The sequence below is a fragment of the Streptomyces sp. NPDC096105 genome (assembly GCF_044763335.1).
GTDB lineage: Bacteria > Actinomycetota > Actinomycetes > Streptomycetales > Streptomycetaceae > Streptomyces.
This window is the reverse complement of record NZ_JBIWGC010000015.1, coordinates 19,672-33,016: the sequence shown is the minus strand read 5'-3', so window position 1 is coordinate 33,016 and position 13,345 is coordinate 19,672. Positions and strand designations below refer to the sequence as shown.

General features: G+C 71.7%; 15 protein-coding genes. 8 read left to right on the top strand and 7 right to left on the bottom strand.

Annotation, left to right across the window (positions count from 1 at the left end):
• Nucleotides 1-162: 162 nt before the first annotated feature.
• From ACIQ8B_RS22655 to ACIQ8B_RS22645, 3 genes are all read right to left on the bottom strand, one after another.
• Nucleotides 163-381 (bottom strand): hypothetical protein, encoded by a 219-nt coding sequence (locus ACIQ8B_RS22655; RefSeq protein WP_403549254.1) that lies wholly within the window; start codon nucleotides 379-381, stop codon nucleotides 163-165.
• A gap of 66 nt (nucleotides 382-447) precedes the next feature.
• Nucleotides 448-588, bottom strand: coding sequence for a hypothetical protein (locus ACIQ8B_RS22650; RefSeq protein WP_403549252.1), 141 nt, complete (start codon nucleotides 586-588; stop codon nucleotides 448-450).
• Between the two features lie 9 nt (nucleotides 589-597).
• A complete protein-coding gene (locus ACIQ8B_RS22645) occupies nucleotides 598-1,611 on the bottom strand; it encodes a LacI family DNA-binding transcriptional regulator (RefSeq protein WP_290010464.1) in 1,014 nt (337 codons plus the stop codon).
• 302 nt (nucleotides 1,612-1,913) lie between these two features.
• Between ACIQ8B_RS22645 and ACIQ8B_RS22640 the strand changes: the two genes are divergently transcribed.
• From ACIQ8B_RS22640 to ACIQ8B_RS22625, 4 genes are all read left to right on the top strand, one after another.
• Complete coding sequence (locus ACIQ8B_RS22640) at nucleotides 1,914-3,221, top strand: ABC transporter substrate-binding protein (RefSeq protein WP_403549088.1); 1,308 nt, start codon at nucleotides 1,914-1,916, stop codon at nucleotides 3,219-3,221.
• An 82-nt stretch (nucleotides 3,222-3,303) separates the two neighbouring features.
• Nucleotides 3,304-4,299, top strand: a complete 996-nt coding sequence (locus tag ACIQ8B_RS22635; RefSeq protein ID WP_403549086.1) for a carbohydrate ABC transporter permease — start codon at nucleotides 3,304-3,306, stop codon at nucleotides 4,297-4,299.
• Nucleotides 4,300-4,311: 12 nt separating this feature from the next.
• Nucleotides 4,312-5,235: a carbohydrate ABC transporter permease gene (locus ACIQ8B_RS22630; protein ID WP_290010459.1), complete on the top strand. Its 924-nt coding sequence runs from the start codon at nucleotides 4,312-4,314 to the stop codon at nucleotides 5,233-5,235.
• 86 nt (nucleotides 5,236-5,321) lie between these two features.
• Nucleotides 5,322-6,761 (top strand): GH1 family beta-glucosidase, encoded by a 1,440-nt coding sequence (locus ACIQ8B_RS22625; RefSeq protein WP_290010458.1) that lies wholly within the window; start codon nucleotides 5,322-5,324, stop codon nucleotides 6,759-6,761.
• A 61-nt stretch (nucleotides 6,762-6,822) separates the two neighbouring features.
• Here the strand turns inward: ACIQ8B_RS22625 and ACIQ8B_RS22620 are convergent, their stop codons facing one another.
• Nucleotides 6,823-7,494, bottom strand: coding sequence for a maleylpyruvate isomerase family mycothiol-dependent enzyme (locus tag ACIQ8B_RS22620; protein WP_403549084.1), 672 nt, complete (start codon nucleotides 7,492-7,494; stop codon nucleotides 6,823-6,825).
• Nucleotides 7,495-7,676: 182 nt separating this feature from the next.
• On the opposite strand from ACIQ8B_RS22620, the gene ACIQ8B_RS22615 reads away from it, so the two are divergent.
• Nucleotides 7,677-7,811, top strand: coding sequence for a hypothetical protein (locus tag ACIQ8B_RS22615; protein ID WP_403549082.1), 135 nt, complete (start codon nucleotides 7,677-7,679; stop codon nucleotides 7,809-7,811).
• Nucleotides 7,812-7,829: 18 nt separating this feature from the next.
• Here ACIQ8B_RS22615 and ACIQ8B_RS22610 read toward each other — a convergent pair whose 3' ends face one another.
• The 3 genes from ACIQ8B_RS22610 to ACIQ8B_RS22600 all read right to left on the bottom strand — a co-directional run bounded on the left by ACIQ8B_RS22610 (nucleotide 7,830) and on the right by ACIQ8B_RS22600 (nucleotide 9,823).
• The gene (locus tag ACIQ8B_RS22610) at nucleotides 7,830-8,570 is read right to left on the bottom strand and encodes a class I SAM-dependent DNA methyltransferase (protein ID WP_403549080.1); all 741 of its coding nucleotides are present in this window, start codon (nucleotides 8,568-8,570) and stop codon (nucleotides 7,830-7,832) included.
• Between the two features lie 88 nt (nucleotides 8,571-8,658).
• On the bottom strand, nucleotides 8,659-9,258 hold the full coding sequence (locus ACIQ8B_RS22605; RefSeq protein WP_403549078.1) for a DUF4291 domain-containing protein: 600 nt from the start codon (nucleotides 9,256-9,258) through the stop codon (nucleotides 8,659-8,661).
• 40 nt (nucleotides 9,259-9,298) lie between these two features.
• Nucleotides 9,299-9,823 carry a GNAT family N-acetyltransferase gene (locus ACIQ8B_RS22600; protein ID WP_403549076.1) on the bottom strand — a complete coding sequence of 175 codons (525 nt, stop codon included), beginning with the start codon at nucleotides 9,821-9,823 and terminating at the stop codon, nucleotides 9,299-9,301.
• A 176-nt stretch (nucleotides 9,824-9,999) separates the two neighbouring features.
• Between ACIQ8B_RS22600 and ACIQ8B_RS22595 the strand changes: the two genes are divergently transcribed.
• From ACIQ8B_RS22595 to ACIQ8B_RS22585, 3 genes are all read left to right on the top strand, one after another.
• Nucleotides 10,000-11,403, top strand: coding sequence for an amidohydrolase family protein (locus ACIQ8B_RS22595; protein ID WP_403549074.1), 1,404 nt, complete (start codon nucleotides 10,000-10,002; stop codon nucleotides 11,401-11,403).
• Between the two features lie 100 nt (nucleotides 11,404-11,503).
• Nucleotides 11,504-12,373 carry a helix-turn-helix transcriptional regulator gene (locus tag ACIQ8B_RS22590; protein WP_403549072.1) on the top strand — a complete coding sequence of 290 codons (870 nt, stop codon included), beginning with the start codon at nucleotides 11,504-11,506 and terminating at the stop codon, nucleotides 12,371-12,373.
• A gap of 76 nt (nucleotides 12,374-12,449) precedes the next feature.
• Entirely contained in the window at nucleotides 12,450-13,307 is an 858-nt protein-coding gene (locus ACIQ8B_RS22585) for a helix-turn-helix domain-containing protein (RefSeq protein WP_290010450.1), read from the top strand.
• Nucleotides 13,308-13,345: the final 38 nt, after the last annotated feature.

Sequence of the window (13,345 nt, the reverse complement as noted above, 5' to 3'; positions counted from 1 at the left end):
CGTGGTCCGAGCCGAACATCGGCGACCCGCGCGGTGTCCCCGAAGGCCGCGGCGTCACCGGGGTGGAGGTCAAGGACGTCCACGCCGTCGGGGACCCGGACCCGACGGAGACGGGGGACGGCCCGCACCGACGAGCCCGGCGGCCACCGACGCCCCCGCCCGTCACAACCGCTCGCGCACCCATTCCGGGTCAGGATCCACGTACGCCTCCCCGTCCGGCAGGACGACCGTCGGCACCGTCCCGTTCCCGTCCGCGACCGCCCTCACCGCCGCGGCGGCCGGGCCGCGCCGGATGTCGGCCCAGTGCCCCCGGCGCGCGTCCCGGCCCGGCCGGAAACGCAGCCGCCTGCAGTACCGGCACCCCGGCCGCCAGTAGATCACCGGACGCCTGTCCTCCCGGCTGCGGCGCCGCGCCTCCTCCGTGCCGAGGGCGGCCGGGAAGAGCAGCTATGAGTTCACCACCGCGAACACCAGGCACGCCGGCGGGGCCGCGACCGCCGGGACGGTGCTCCCGTGGGCGAGCAGGCCCGCCGCACCCAGTACCCCGGCCGCCGTGAGCAGCAGCGGCGGCAGCCGGCCCCGTGACACCTCGCGCCCCTAGGACGACTCGCGGACGACCAGCTCCGTGGGCAGGGTGATCTGCTGCCGGGGCCCGTCGTTCAGGGTGATGTCGGTGAGGATGCGGGCCATCGTGCGGCCCAGTTCCTCCACCGGCTGGCGCACCGTCGTCAGCGGCGGGTTGGTGTGCCGGGCGAGCACCGAGTCCTCGAAGCCGACCACGGCGACGTCGTCCGGCACCCGGCGCTTCCGCCGGCGCAATTCGGCCAGCGCGCCGACCGCCATGAGGTCGGAGGCGGCGAACACGGCGTCCAGATCCGGAGCGCGTTCAAGAAGCAAACGCATGGCGCGACCGCCGCTGTCCTCGGAGAAGTCACCCGTCTCGATCAGCGACTCGTCCGCCGGAACGCCCGCTTCCTGGTGGGCCGTTCGCCACCCCGCGAGGCGGGCGCGGCCGACGTCCATGTCCTGCGGGCCGGTGATCGTCGCGATCCGCCTGCGGCCGCGGCCCAGCAGATGCCGTACGGCTTCAACGGCGCCCCCGGCGTTGTCGGAGTCGACGTAGCTCAGCTGCTCGCCCGCGTCGCGGCGGCCGGCGAGCACCGTGGGCAGTCCCATCTCCTCGAGGATGCCGGGCAGCCGGTCCTCGGCGTGGACGGAGACCAGCAGCACGCCGTCCACCCTGCGGGTGGCCACCGACTCGGTGAGCTGGTCGCGTTCGGCCTGGTCGCGCACCAGCATGAGCTGCAGCTGGGTGCCGCTCTCGCCGAGCGCGCCGCTCACGCCGCGGATCAGCGCGGCGAAGAACGGCTCCGAGCCGAGCCGGCTCTCCGACTCGGGGATCACCAGGGCCACGGCGTCGGTGCGGTTGGTGACCAGGCCCCGGGCGACCGAGTTGGGGACGTAGTTCAGTTCTTTGATCGCCGCGAGGACCCGGGCCCGCGCGTCGGCGCTGACCAGGTCGGAGCCGTTGACGACGCGGGAGACCGTGGTGCGACCCACGCCGGCGCGGGCGGCGACGGTTTTGATCGTGGGACGGCGGTTGCCGGTCATGCACTCCCCCCTCAGCGGCCGCGGCGGCGTTCTCTGCCGCGGAGGTGACCTGCGGCAATTCTTGCAGACGCCTGCCCCGGCGGATCACCCCCCAGGGTCCGGAAGACGAACGGAGGGCCCGTCCGGCATACGGAAGTTGCTTTCAAGTTATTGACAGATTGCGCCGCTGCTACAAGTCTTCGTCACGCGGTGGGAACGTGCCCACCCGGAGTTGGGCACGTTCCCACCTCGACCAAGATCCGCTGTAGTCATCGCAGACCTCGTCACTCCGATGTGTCAGCGCCGTCGCTAGGAGGAGATCCATGGGCACTCTCGGTTCGTTGCGCAGGAAGGCGGTGGCGACAGCCGCGGCCGTCGGCGCGCTCTCGCTCGTCGTCGGCTGCAGCGGCGACAGCGACTCGGTCACGGGTGGCAGCAAGGACGGCGACAAGGTCACCATCACCATGGGCATGTTCGGCGTCATGGGGATCAAGGAAACCGGCCTGCTGGAGGAGTACGAGAAGAACAACCCCGGCGTCACGATCAAGGCCGAGATAGCCGGTGACGAGCAGACCTACTACACCGCGCTGCAGACCAAGCTCGCCGCCGGCAAGGGCCTGAAGGACATCCAGGGCATCGAGATCGGCCGCGCCAAGGAGATCACCGAGACCCGGGCCGACATGTTCGCCGACTTCGCGGGCATGGCGGGCACCGACCACTTCCTGCCCTGGAAGCAGTCCCAGATCACCACCGAGGACGGCAAGGTGCTGGGCCTCGGCACCGACATCGGCCCGATGGCCGTCTGCTACCGCAAGGACTACTTCGAGAAGGCCGGCCTGCCCACCGACCGCGAAGAGGTCGGCAAGCTGTGGGCGGGCGACTGGCAGAAGTACGTCGAGGTCGGCCGCACCTTCAAGAAGAACTTCAAGGGCGACGGCGTCGCCTACACCGACTCGGCCAGCGGCCTGTTCAACGCCATGGTCTACGGCTACCCCGAGCAGTACTACAACGAGCAGGGCGAGCTGATCCACGACAAGAACCCGGCCGTGAAGGAGGCCTGGGAGCTGGCGTCTGACGCCGCCGACGAGGACCTGACCGCCAAGCTGCGCCAGTTCCAGCCCGGCTGGGACCCCGGTCTGGCCAACGGCACGTTCGCGACCGCGGTGTGCCCGGCCTGGATGCTGAGCCACATCAGCGAGAAGGCCGGTGAGGTCAACAAGGGCAAGTGGGACGTCGCCCGCGCTCCGAAGGGCGCCAACTGGGGCGGTTCCTTCCTCGGCGTGATCGAGAAGAGCCCGGTGAAGGAGGAGGCGCAGAAGCTCGTCGCCTGGCTGACCGCGCCCGAGCAGCAGGCCCGCATCTTCAAGGACCTCGGCAACATCCCGTCCTCGCAGAAGGCCCTCGAGGACCCGTCCGTGAAGGCCGTGAAGAACGAGTACTTCAGCGGCGCGCCGCTCGGCCAGATCTTCGGCGCCGCGGCGCAGGAGATCCCGGACAAGCAGGTCCTCGGCCGCAAGGACGGCACCATCAAGGACACCTTCTCCCAGGGCCTGGCCCTGGTGGAGCAGGGAACGCCGCGCGACGAGGCCTGGAAGACCACCGCGGAGCGCATCGAGAAGGCGGTCCGCTGACCGTCGCCCCGCGGCCGTCCCGGGCCCGCTGCCCCCAGCGGGCCCGGGACGGCTCCCCATTCGCTCTCAGGAAGGAAGTCCGGTGGCCACCTCCACCACCAAGGCCCTGGCCGGCGAGGAGCCGCCGGGCCCGTCCCGCTCGCGGGACGGCAAGGAGACCTCACGGCGGCGCGGCGCCTGGCTGCACCGTCTTGACGTCAAGGGCGCCCCGTACGCGTTCGTCGCCCCGTTCTTCGTCGTCTTCGCCGCGTTCAGCTTCTACCCGCTCGTCTACACCTCGTGGATCTCCCTGCACGACGTGGAACTGGCCACGCTCGACGTCATGGAGTGGGTGGCGTTCGACAACTACGTCGACCTGTGGGGCGATTCGCGGTTCTGGAACGCCGTTCAGAACACCATCACCATCGGCGTCATCTCCACGGTGCCGCAGCTTCTGATGGCCCTGGGCATGGCGCACCTGCTCAACTACCGCATGCGCGCCTCGCTGTTCTTCCGCGTCGCGTCGCTGGTGCCGTACGCCACGTCCGTCGGCGCCGCCGCGCTCGTCTTCACCATGATCTTCGAGCGCGACTTCGGCATGATCAACTGGGGACTCGGCCTGATCGGCGTCGACCCGGTGAACTGGGAGGCCGACAAGTGGCCCGCCCAGGTCGCGATCTCCACCATCGTCATCTGGCGCTGGACCGGCTACAACGCCCTGCTCTACCTGGCCGCCATGCAGGCCATCCCCGCCGACCGCTATGAGGCCGCCTCCCTGGACGGCGCGTCCCGCTGGCAGCAGTTCCGGCACGTCACCGTGCCCGGCATCCGCTCCACCATCGTCTTCACCATCGTGCTCTCCACGATCGGCGCCACCCAGCTGTTCGGCGAGCCGCTGATCTTCGGCCAGGGTCCCAACGGCGTCACCGGCGGCGCGGACAACCAGTACCAGACGCTGGGCCTGCTGCTGTACGAGGAGGGCTGGAAGAACTACCAGATGGGCCGCTCGGCGACCGTCGCCTGGGCGATGTTCATGCTGCTGGTCCTCGCCTTCGTGGCGCAGCGACTGATCAAGCGCCTGCGCTCCCGCACGTCCTGACCTGGAGACGCCATGACCATCCACAGCCTCCCGGCCCGGACGGACGCACCGGCCCGGACCGAACCCGAGAAGCCGGCCGGCCGCGGCGGCCGCCGCCTGCTGCGCGAACGCGCCGGGCGCACCCACCACGCCGGACCGCTCGCCTACATCCTGCTCGCCATCATGGCGATCCTGTCCATCTTCCCGCTGTACTGGACGATGGTGGCGGCCTCCACCGACAACACCCGGGTCAGCCAGACCCCGCCGCCGTTCCTGCCCGGCCCGAACCTGTTCAGCAACCTCGCCCGTGCCTGGGACGAGGCGGCCATGGGCAAGGCGATGATCAACAGCACGATCGTGGCCGGTGTGATCGCCCTGTCCACGGTGTTCTTCGCGACGCTCGCCGGGTTCGCCTTCGCCAAACTGCGGTTCAAGGGCCGCAACGTCCTGCTCATGCTGGTGATCGGCACCATGATGGTGCCGCCGCAGCTCGGTGTCGTCCCGCTGTTCATGATGATGTCGGAGCTCGGCTGGTCGCAGCAGCTGCCCGCCGTCATCTTCCCCACCCTGGTCAGCGCCGTCGGCGTGTTCTTCATGCGGCAGTACCTCTCCGAGGCGCTGCCCGACGAACTCGTCGAGGCCGGCCGGGTCGACGGGGCGCACTCGCTGCGCATCTTCTGGAGCATCGTGCTGCCCGTCGCACGGCCCGCCATGGCCGTGATCTTCATGATCACGTTCGTGCACGCCTGGAACGACTTCTTCTGGCCGTTCGTGGTGCTCGACATGACCAACCCGACCGTCCCCGTCGCGCTCACCCAGCTCAGCGCGGGCTACGTCCGCGACCAGTCGCTCATCATGGCCGGCGCGCTGCTCGGCACCCTGCCGCTGCTGGCGATGTTCATCGTCTTCGGCCGCCAGATCGTCAGCGGCATCATGGCCGGCGCCGTCAAGGGCTGACCGCTCCCCGCAGGCCCCGCTCCGACCCCCTCACCGGGCTCTTCGCACACCCCGCGAACGACCCCCGCCACCCCGAAAGGACTCACGTGGTCACCGCAGCACAGCAGACCGCGTCCGCCCCGGACGCCGCCCGCACCTTCCCCAAGGGCTTCCTCTGGGGTTCGGCCACCGCCTCCTACCAGATCGAGGGCGCCGCCTCCGAGGACGGACGCACCCCGTCCATCTGGGACACCTACGCCCGCACGCCGGGCCGGGTCCGCAACGGCGACACCGGTGACATCGCCACCGACCACTACCACCGCTGGCGCGAGGACGTCGCCCTCATGGCCGAACTCGGCCTGGGCGCCTACCGGTTCTCCCTCGCCTGGCCCCGCATCCAGCCCACCGGACGCGGTCCCGCCGTGCAGAAGGGCCTCGACTTCTACCGGCGGCTGGCCGACGAGCTGCTGGAGAAGGGCATCCAGCCCGTCGCCACCCTCTACCACTGGGACCTGCCCCAGGAGCTGGAGGACGCCGGCGGCTGGCCCGAGCGCGCCACCGCCGAACGCTTCGCCGAGTACGCCGCCCTCGCCGCCGACGCCCTCGGCGACCGCGTGCGGACCTGGACCACCCTCAACGAGCCCTGGTGCAGCGCCTTCCTCGGCTACGGCTCCGGCGTGCACGCCCCCGGCCGCACCGACCCGGTCGCCGCGCTGCGCGCCGCCCACCACCTCAATCTCGGCCACGGACTGGCCGTCCAGGCCCTGCGCGACCGCCTCCCGGCCGCCGCCCAGTGCTCGGTCACCCTCAACATCCACCACGTCCGCCCGCTCACCGGCACCGAGGGCGACGCGGACGCGGTCCGCCGTATCGACGCGCTCGCCAACCGCGTCTTCACCGGTCCGATGCTGCAGGGCGCCTACCCGGAGGACCTCCTCAAGGACACCGCCGGCCTGACCGACTGGTCCTTCGTGAGGGACGGCGACCTGGAGCAGATCAACCAGCCGCTCGACTTCCTCGGCGTCAACTACTACACGCCCACGGTCGTCTCCGAGACCGACGGCAGCGGCACCCACACCTCCGACGGCCATGGCAACAGCCCGCACAGCCCCTGGCCGGCCGCCGACAAGGTCGCCTTCCACCAGCCCCCCGGCGAGCGCACCGCCATGGGCTGGGCCGTCGACGCCACCGGCCTGTACGACCTGCTGCGCAGGCTGTCGCACGACTTCCCGAAGCTGCCGCTGGTCATCACCGAGAACGGCGCCGCCTTCGACGACTACGCCGACCCCGACGGCAACGTCAACGACCCCGCCCGCATCGCGTACGTCCGCGACCACCTGGCCGCCGTCCACCGCGCCATCCTCGACGGCTCCGACGTCCGCGGCTACTTCCTGTGGTCCCTGCTCGACAACTTCGAGTGGGCGCACGGCTACAGCAAGCGGTTCGGCGCCGTGTACGTCGACTACCCGACGGGCACCCGCATCCCGAAGGCCAGCGCCCGCTGGTACGCGGAGGTCGCCCGCACGGGCGTCCTGCCGGCGGCCTGACCTCGGCTCCGTGAGCCCGACTCCCTGCCCGTGGGGGGACAGGGAGTCGGGCTCGCGGGTGTCATCTCGCGCCCGAGCGGCTCCGGAGCACCTCGACACCGTCGCCGTCGAGGTCGTCGCAGTACGCCGCGCGTCCGGTCATCGCCATGACGAGGGCCACGGTCCGCCCGGACACGAGGGGCCCGTCCCCGGCCCTGAACGGCCCGTCGTCGGCGACGAGCCGCAGTCCGCCGACGCGCCCCTTGGCGACGACCACCAGGTCCGTGCCCCGGTAGTACTCCGCGACAGCCGTCACGGTCCCGACCGGGTAGGCCCGCCGTATGCCGAGCGGGCGCCGGACGTCCTCCCCGTGGACGACGGTCTCGCCGAGCATGGCGATGGCGGGCAGGGGAGGCTTGGTCGTACTCGGCACCGTGCGCCTGAAGCGCTCGAGGGTGTCCGCCGGACCCGAACCGAGCTGCTCCGCCAGCCGCATGGCCACCTGCCTGTCGAAGTCGAACCGGCAGCGGAGGACGCCGGCCAGCCACCTGAGCGTGCCGAGACTGGCCCCCGCGGTGAGATGCGCGAGCACCTCACGCACTGACAGCCCGTCACAGAGCGAGGGCGTCGCCCACTGCTCGGCGCCGATCCCCCCGAGATCGTCGGCGAGCGCGGCCCGCTCGGCACGGATCATGGACCACACGGCGGTGTCGGGAAGGCGGCGGCCGGTCGCCGGGCCCGGACGAGTCGTCATGGGGGCGGTGCTCCTGTCGGTGAGGGCGTTCACGCGTTCCAGGGGGTGACTCCCGCCCCGGACGGAACTCATCGCCGCCGGAACAGCGGAATGCGCCACACGGACGTCGTGACCCGCCCGCGTGCACCCTCACGCCGGCGACGGCACCGTGGCACCCGGACGGCGAGGCCGAGGTCCCCGTCATGGACGAAGGGACCCGCTTCGCCGGGGAGTACGTGCTGTCCGCCGACCACGCCCAGGAGCTCGTCCGCGGCTTCGTCCGCGGCTTCGTCCGCACAGGGACCCCGGACGCACCGGGACAGTGGCACGTGAGGTGAGGACGTGGCCGGTCGGTCTCAGGCCGGCTTGCGCCACACGGAGATGTGCTTCGGGGAGTCCTGGGTGAACGGTGTGCCGTCCCAGTCGGCGACGCGGCGCTCCGGCGCCAGACCGGCGATGCGGGCCATGAGGTCGAGCTCCGCCGGCCACGCGTAGCGGTGGCGGGAGGCGTCGCGGCGGTAGTGGTCACCGTCTCCGTCGCGGGAGAAGTGGTGCGAGACGAGGATCTGCTCGACGGGGTCGACGGTGTCGAACCCGAGATGCCGCTCGGACACGTCGAACGGTACGGCGACCTGCCCGGGCGGCAGGAACCGCAGGGGCGGTACGCCCAGCTCGATGACGAACCGGCCACCGGGCTTCAGATGACGCGCGGCGTTGCGGAAGCACGCGACCTGCTCGTCCTGCGTGAGCAGGTTCGAGATCGTGTTGTAGACGAGGTACACCAGGGAGAACTCGCCCGGCACGACGGTTGTGGCCATGTCCCCGATGACCACCGGGAGCGTGTCCTCGTCGACCTTGCGGCGCAACACGGCCGCCATGTGCTCGGACAGCTCAATGCCCGCCACCGGCACACCGCGTCCACGGAGCGGCACGCCCACGCGCCCGGTCCCGATGGCGAACTCCAGTGCCCTGCCCTCGCCGGCCAGCTCGGCGAGGAAGTCGACGGTCGCTCCGAGGACGGCGGCCGAGGTCATCTCGGTCTCTTCGGCGTCATAGCGTTCGGCGGCCTCGCGGCCCCACATCTCACTGCTCGTCACGGTCGGCCACTCTGCCGCGCGCCGGGAGGCGCTGTCGACACAGTTACGTGCGCCGGGCCGGCGTGCCGCCGTGCGGCGGACGGTTCGGTCAGGCGTCTCCGCGCAGGTGAGCCAGTGCCTCGTCCCCTGCCGGGTACGGGCGTTCGCGGGGCAGGAGCTGCCGGGCGAGGTCCAGTTCCCCGTCACGTACGTGGGCGTGGACCGTGTGGGCCAACGGCGTGACGTCGGCCATGGAGACGATCCACTCGTCGGCGTAGAGACGGGCCGCTTCGCCGGAGAGGCCGAGCTGGAGGGACCGGTAAGGGAGCGGCTGGAGACGCAGATCGCGCTCCGGGTCCCACTGCACCCGGGCCGGCGCCCGTTCCAACGCGCGTCGCCACGCGGCGCGGTCGGTGTGGAGCCCTGGCTCGTAGTGGGACAGGCAGGCGTGACGCAGTGCCCACTCGAAACCGTCGCGGGTGATCTCGACGGCGAGGACGGTCCCCTGGCCTTCCTTCATGCCCCACCCGCACCGGTACATCATCCAGAGGAACGACGGCTTGATCCACGTCATCCGGTCCCGCTTCCACGCGGCCGGGAAACGGCCGTCACGCGCCGCCGGCACCCCGATCTCCGGCGGGTACGCCTGATAGACCGTGACCGTGCGGTCCGTGTACGCGGCTCGTATCCGATGTCTCGGCTCTGTCACCCGGCCAAGGATGATCGCACCGCTGCGCGCGTGCCAGTGATTAACGGCCGCGCATCCCGAGCCACTGATCGGCGTCCCACGCCCGGAACCGCTCCACCTCCGTGAAGCCGAGCTCGGCCGCGAGGCGGAGCGAGCGGGTGTTGGCGGTCTGGGTGGCCAGGACCACCGGCCCGCCCGGGAGCACGCCATCGAGCCACGCGAGTGCCGCCCCGCACGCCTCCGCCGCGTACCCGAAGCCCCACGCCCGCGGCAGGAAGAGGTACCCGAGATCGACCTTGCCCACGGCAGCCGGGCGCAGGTGCCCGGTCGCTCTCCTGAGCAGCACCTGCCCGGTCATCGTCCCGTCGAGCTCGACGACGAAACTCCCCGGCGCCCGCCCGGGCACCTCGGGCATCTCGCGTTCCAGCTCACCCCGCGGCCTGGCGCCGCCGAGGTACCTGTGCACCTCCTGCGACGCGTACAACTCGACGAACACCGCCCGGTCCCGGGCCTCCGCCGCGCGCAGCACCAGCCGCTCGGTGCGGATCGGTGCGGGCGGCCAGGGGACGGGTCCGAGATCTGTCATGCCGGCCAGCCAAGCAGCGCGCTGGGCCGAGATCAAGATGTCCGTGCCCTCACCACAGCCCCAAGCAGGGTGCGTGACACCTGGGAAGACGCCGGTCTGGCTGCCGTGGCCGGGAGGACCGAGGGTGAGAGCCGGTCGACAGACACCCACGCCCGATCCACGAAAGCAGACCCGACATGCACATCGACGACACCACCAGCGCCGCCGTCCTGGAACAGCTCCGGCGCCGTCCCGCCGCGGACCGGCGCATCCTGTTCACCGGCGCCACCCTCGTCACCATGGACCCCGCCCTCGGCGTCCTCGACCGAGGCGACCTCCTCGTCGAGGGCGACACCGTCACCGCCGTGGGACCGCGGCTCAGCGCCGGCGACGCCGTCGTCGTCGACGTGACCGGCTGCGTCCTCAGCCCCGGCTTCGTCGACACCCACCGGCACGCCTGGGAGACCCAGCTGCGCCGGATCATGCCCGACGTCGACGACCTCGGCGGCTACGTCATGTCCACCCTGGCCGGCTACGCCACGGTGTACCGGCCGGAGGACATGTACACCGGCACCCGGCTCGCCGCCCTCACCGCTCTCGACAGCGGCATCACCACCATGCTCGACTTCTCCCACAACTCCCGCACCCCCGCCCACTCCGACGCCGCGATCGAGGCTCTCCGCGACACCGGCGTCCGAGGCGTGCACGCCTCCATGGGGCCGCACTTCGGGGAGTGGGACCGGCAGTGGCCCGGCGACCTGACGCGCCTGAGGGACCAGTACTTCCGCAGCGACGACCACCTGCTCACCCTCCGCCTGGCGACGCTCGCCACCGACGAGGTCGCCGGACCGGCCCTCGCCTACGGCCCCGAACTCGCCCGTGTCGCCCAGGAACTGAACATCGGCGTGAGCGTGGACGCCGTCTTCGGCACCGCCTCCTCGGAGGCGATCCTGCGCTGGGCGGAGGACGGCGTCCTCGGCCCCGACGTGACGTTGATCCACGCCACCGGGCTCACACCGCAGGCGTGGAAGGTGATGGGGGAGACCGGCGCCACCGTCGCGCTCGCCCCCACCTCCGACGCCCAGATCGGACTGGAGACCGCGATCCCCGCCGTGGACGAGGCCCTGTCCGCCGGCATCCGTCCCGGGCTGAGCATCGACGTCGAAGTCGCGCTCGCCAGCGACATGTTCACGCAGATGCGGGCCCTGCACACCATCCAGCGCATGCGCGCCGTCAACGCCGCCTACGGCACCGGCCGGCAGCCCCGCCGCATCACCACCCACGACGTCCTCGACTTCGCCACCCTCCAGGGCGCCCGCACCAACGGCCTCGCCGGCGTCACCGGTTCACTCACCCCGGGCAAGAAGGCCGACCTCCTGGTCATCAGGGCCGAGGACCTCAACAACATGCCGCTCAACGACCCGATCGGCACCGTCGTCCTGGGCTCCGACGCGCGCAACATCAGCGCCGTCCTCGTCAACGGCGAGCCCCGCAAGTGGGACGGCCGCGTCCTCGACGTCGACCTGACCGCCTTGCGCGACGAGGTCCACGCCTCCCGCGCGTACGTACGGAACGCCTTCAGGGACACCGTCACCGCCTGAGGAATCCCGGATCGCGACGACCCAGGGTCCCCCTTCCCTGGGTGCGACCCACCCCCCTTCGGCCCCGCCACGACACCCTCCCGAGCCCTAGCCTCGACCCATGAGCACGCACGACGATCCCGTCGCCGAGAACACGTTGGGCGGTTTCCTCCGCGCACGGCGCGCCCGGCTGCGCCCCGAAGACACGGGCATCCCCTCTTCGGGGCGCCGCCGGGTGCCCGGTCTGCGCCGTGAGGAGGTCGCCACGCTCGCCGAGGTGAGCACCGACTACTACACGCGTCTGGAACAGGGCCGCGAACGACACCCGTCACCGCAGGTGCTCGACGCCGTGGGGCGGGCCCTGCGGCTGGACGACGAAGCGGTGGCCCACCTGCACCGGGTCGCCGGCCCGGCGACCCGCCGTACCCGCCCCGCGCAGCGCGCCGAACGCGTCGCACCGCACCTGCGGCGCCTGCTCGACTCGTGGAGCGTCACGCCCGCCTTCGTCCTGGGCGCCGCCCTCGACGTCCTGGCCCGCAACCGCCTCGCGGACGCGCTCTTCTCCGGCTTCACCCACCCCGACAACCTGCTGCGCATGACGTTCCTGGACCCGGCAGCGCGCCGTTTCCACCGCGACTGGAACCGGGCCGCCGAGTCGGCCGTCGCCGCACTGCGGCGGGCCGCCGGCACCGGCCCCGACCACCGGGCACTGAGCACGCTCGTGGGTGAACTGTCCATCAAGAGCCCGGAGTTCCGCACCCTGTGGGCGCGTCACGACGTACGCGGCAAGACCCGTGAGACCAAGCTGCTCCACCACGCCGAGGTCGGCGACCTGGAGCTGCACTACGAGTCGTTCACCGTCAACAGCGCCCCCACCCAGCAGCTCGTCGTCTACCAGGCCGAACCGGGCACCCCCTCCGCCGATGCCCTCACCCTGCTCGGGTCCCTCAGGGCCGAACCCGCGCCCGTTCCGGACACGGCCCGTGACTGAGGGCCCGCCGGCCCGGCGACCGAGCCCGCACACGCGGCGCGTGCCCGCACCTCCGGGCCACCAGTAGGTTGGAACCATGAGCGACAGCACTCCGCTGGGAGACTTCCTCCGAGCGCGACGCGAAGCCGTCAAGCCGCAGGACGTGGGGCTTCCGGAGCACGGCCGCCGACGGGTCAAGGGGCTGCGCCGCGAGGAGGTCGCCCTGCTCGCGGGCGTGAGCTCCGACTACTACATGCGCCTGGAACAGGGACGGGAGTCCAGCCCGTCGCCCCAGGTGCTCGACGCGCTCGCCGCCGCCCTCCGCCTCGACGACGAGGCCCACGACCACCTGCGCCGGCTCACCCGCTCGCCCCAGGAACGCCGCGGCGCCCCCGGGCGGCACGACCGGGTCAGCCCCCAGCTCCTCCGGCTGATCGACAGCTGGCCCGACACCCCCGCCTTCATCCTGGGACCGGCCCTGGACGTCCTGGCGCACAACGCGCTCGCCACGGCCCTGCACAGCGGGTTCCAGCGGTTCGACAACCTGGCCCGCATGGTCTTCCTGGATCCGGCCGGGCGCACCTTCTACCGGGACCGGGACAGGGCCGCGGACTCCTGCGTGGCCGAACTGCGCGCGGCCTACGGACACGACCCCGGCTCGCCGCGGATCACCGAGGTCGTCGACACGCTCCGCGCCAGAAGCCCCGAGTTCGCGCAGTTGTGGGCGCGGCACGAGGTGAAGCGGAAGACGCAGCAGGCGAAGAACCTCGTCCACCCGGACGTCGGCGCCCTGGAGATCCGGTTCCAGGCCTTCAGCGTGAACGACGCCCCGCACCAGCAGCTCGTCGTCTACCAGGCCGAGCCGGCCAGTGCCACCGCCGCGGCCTTCGCCGCACTCCGGTCCCGCACCGGCCACGGCGCCGAGGAGTCCCCGCGCGCGCACAGCGACACCTGACCACGCGGGCCGCCCTGTGGCGCCCCGCGCGGTCAGGT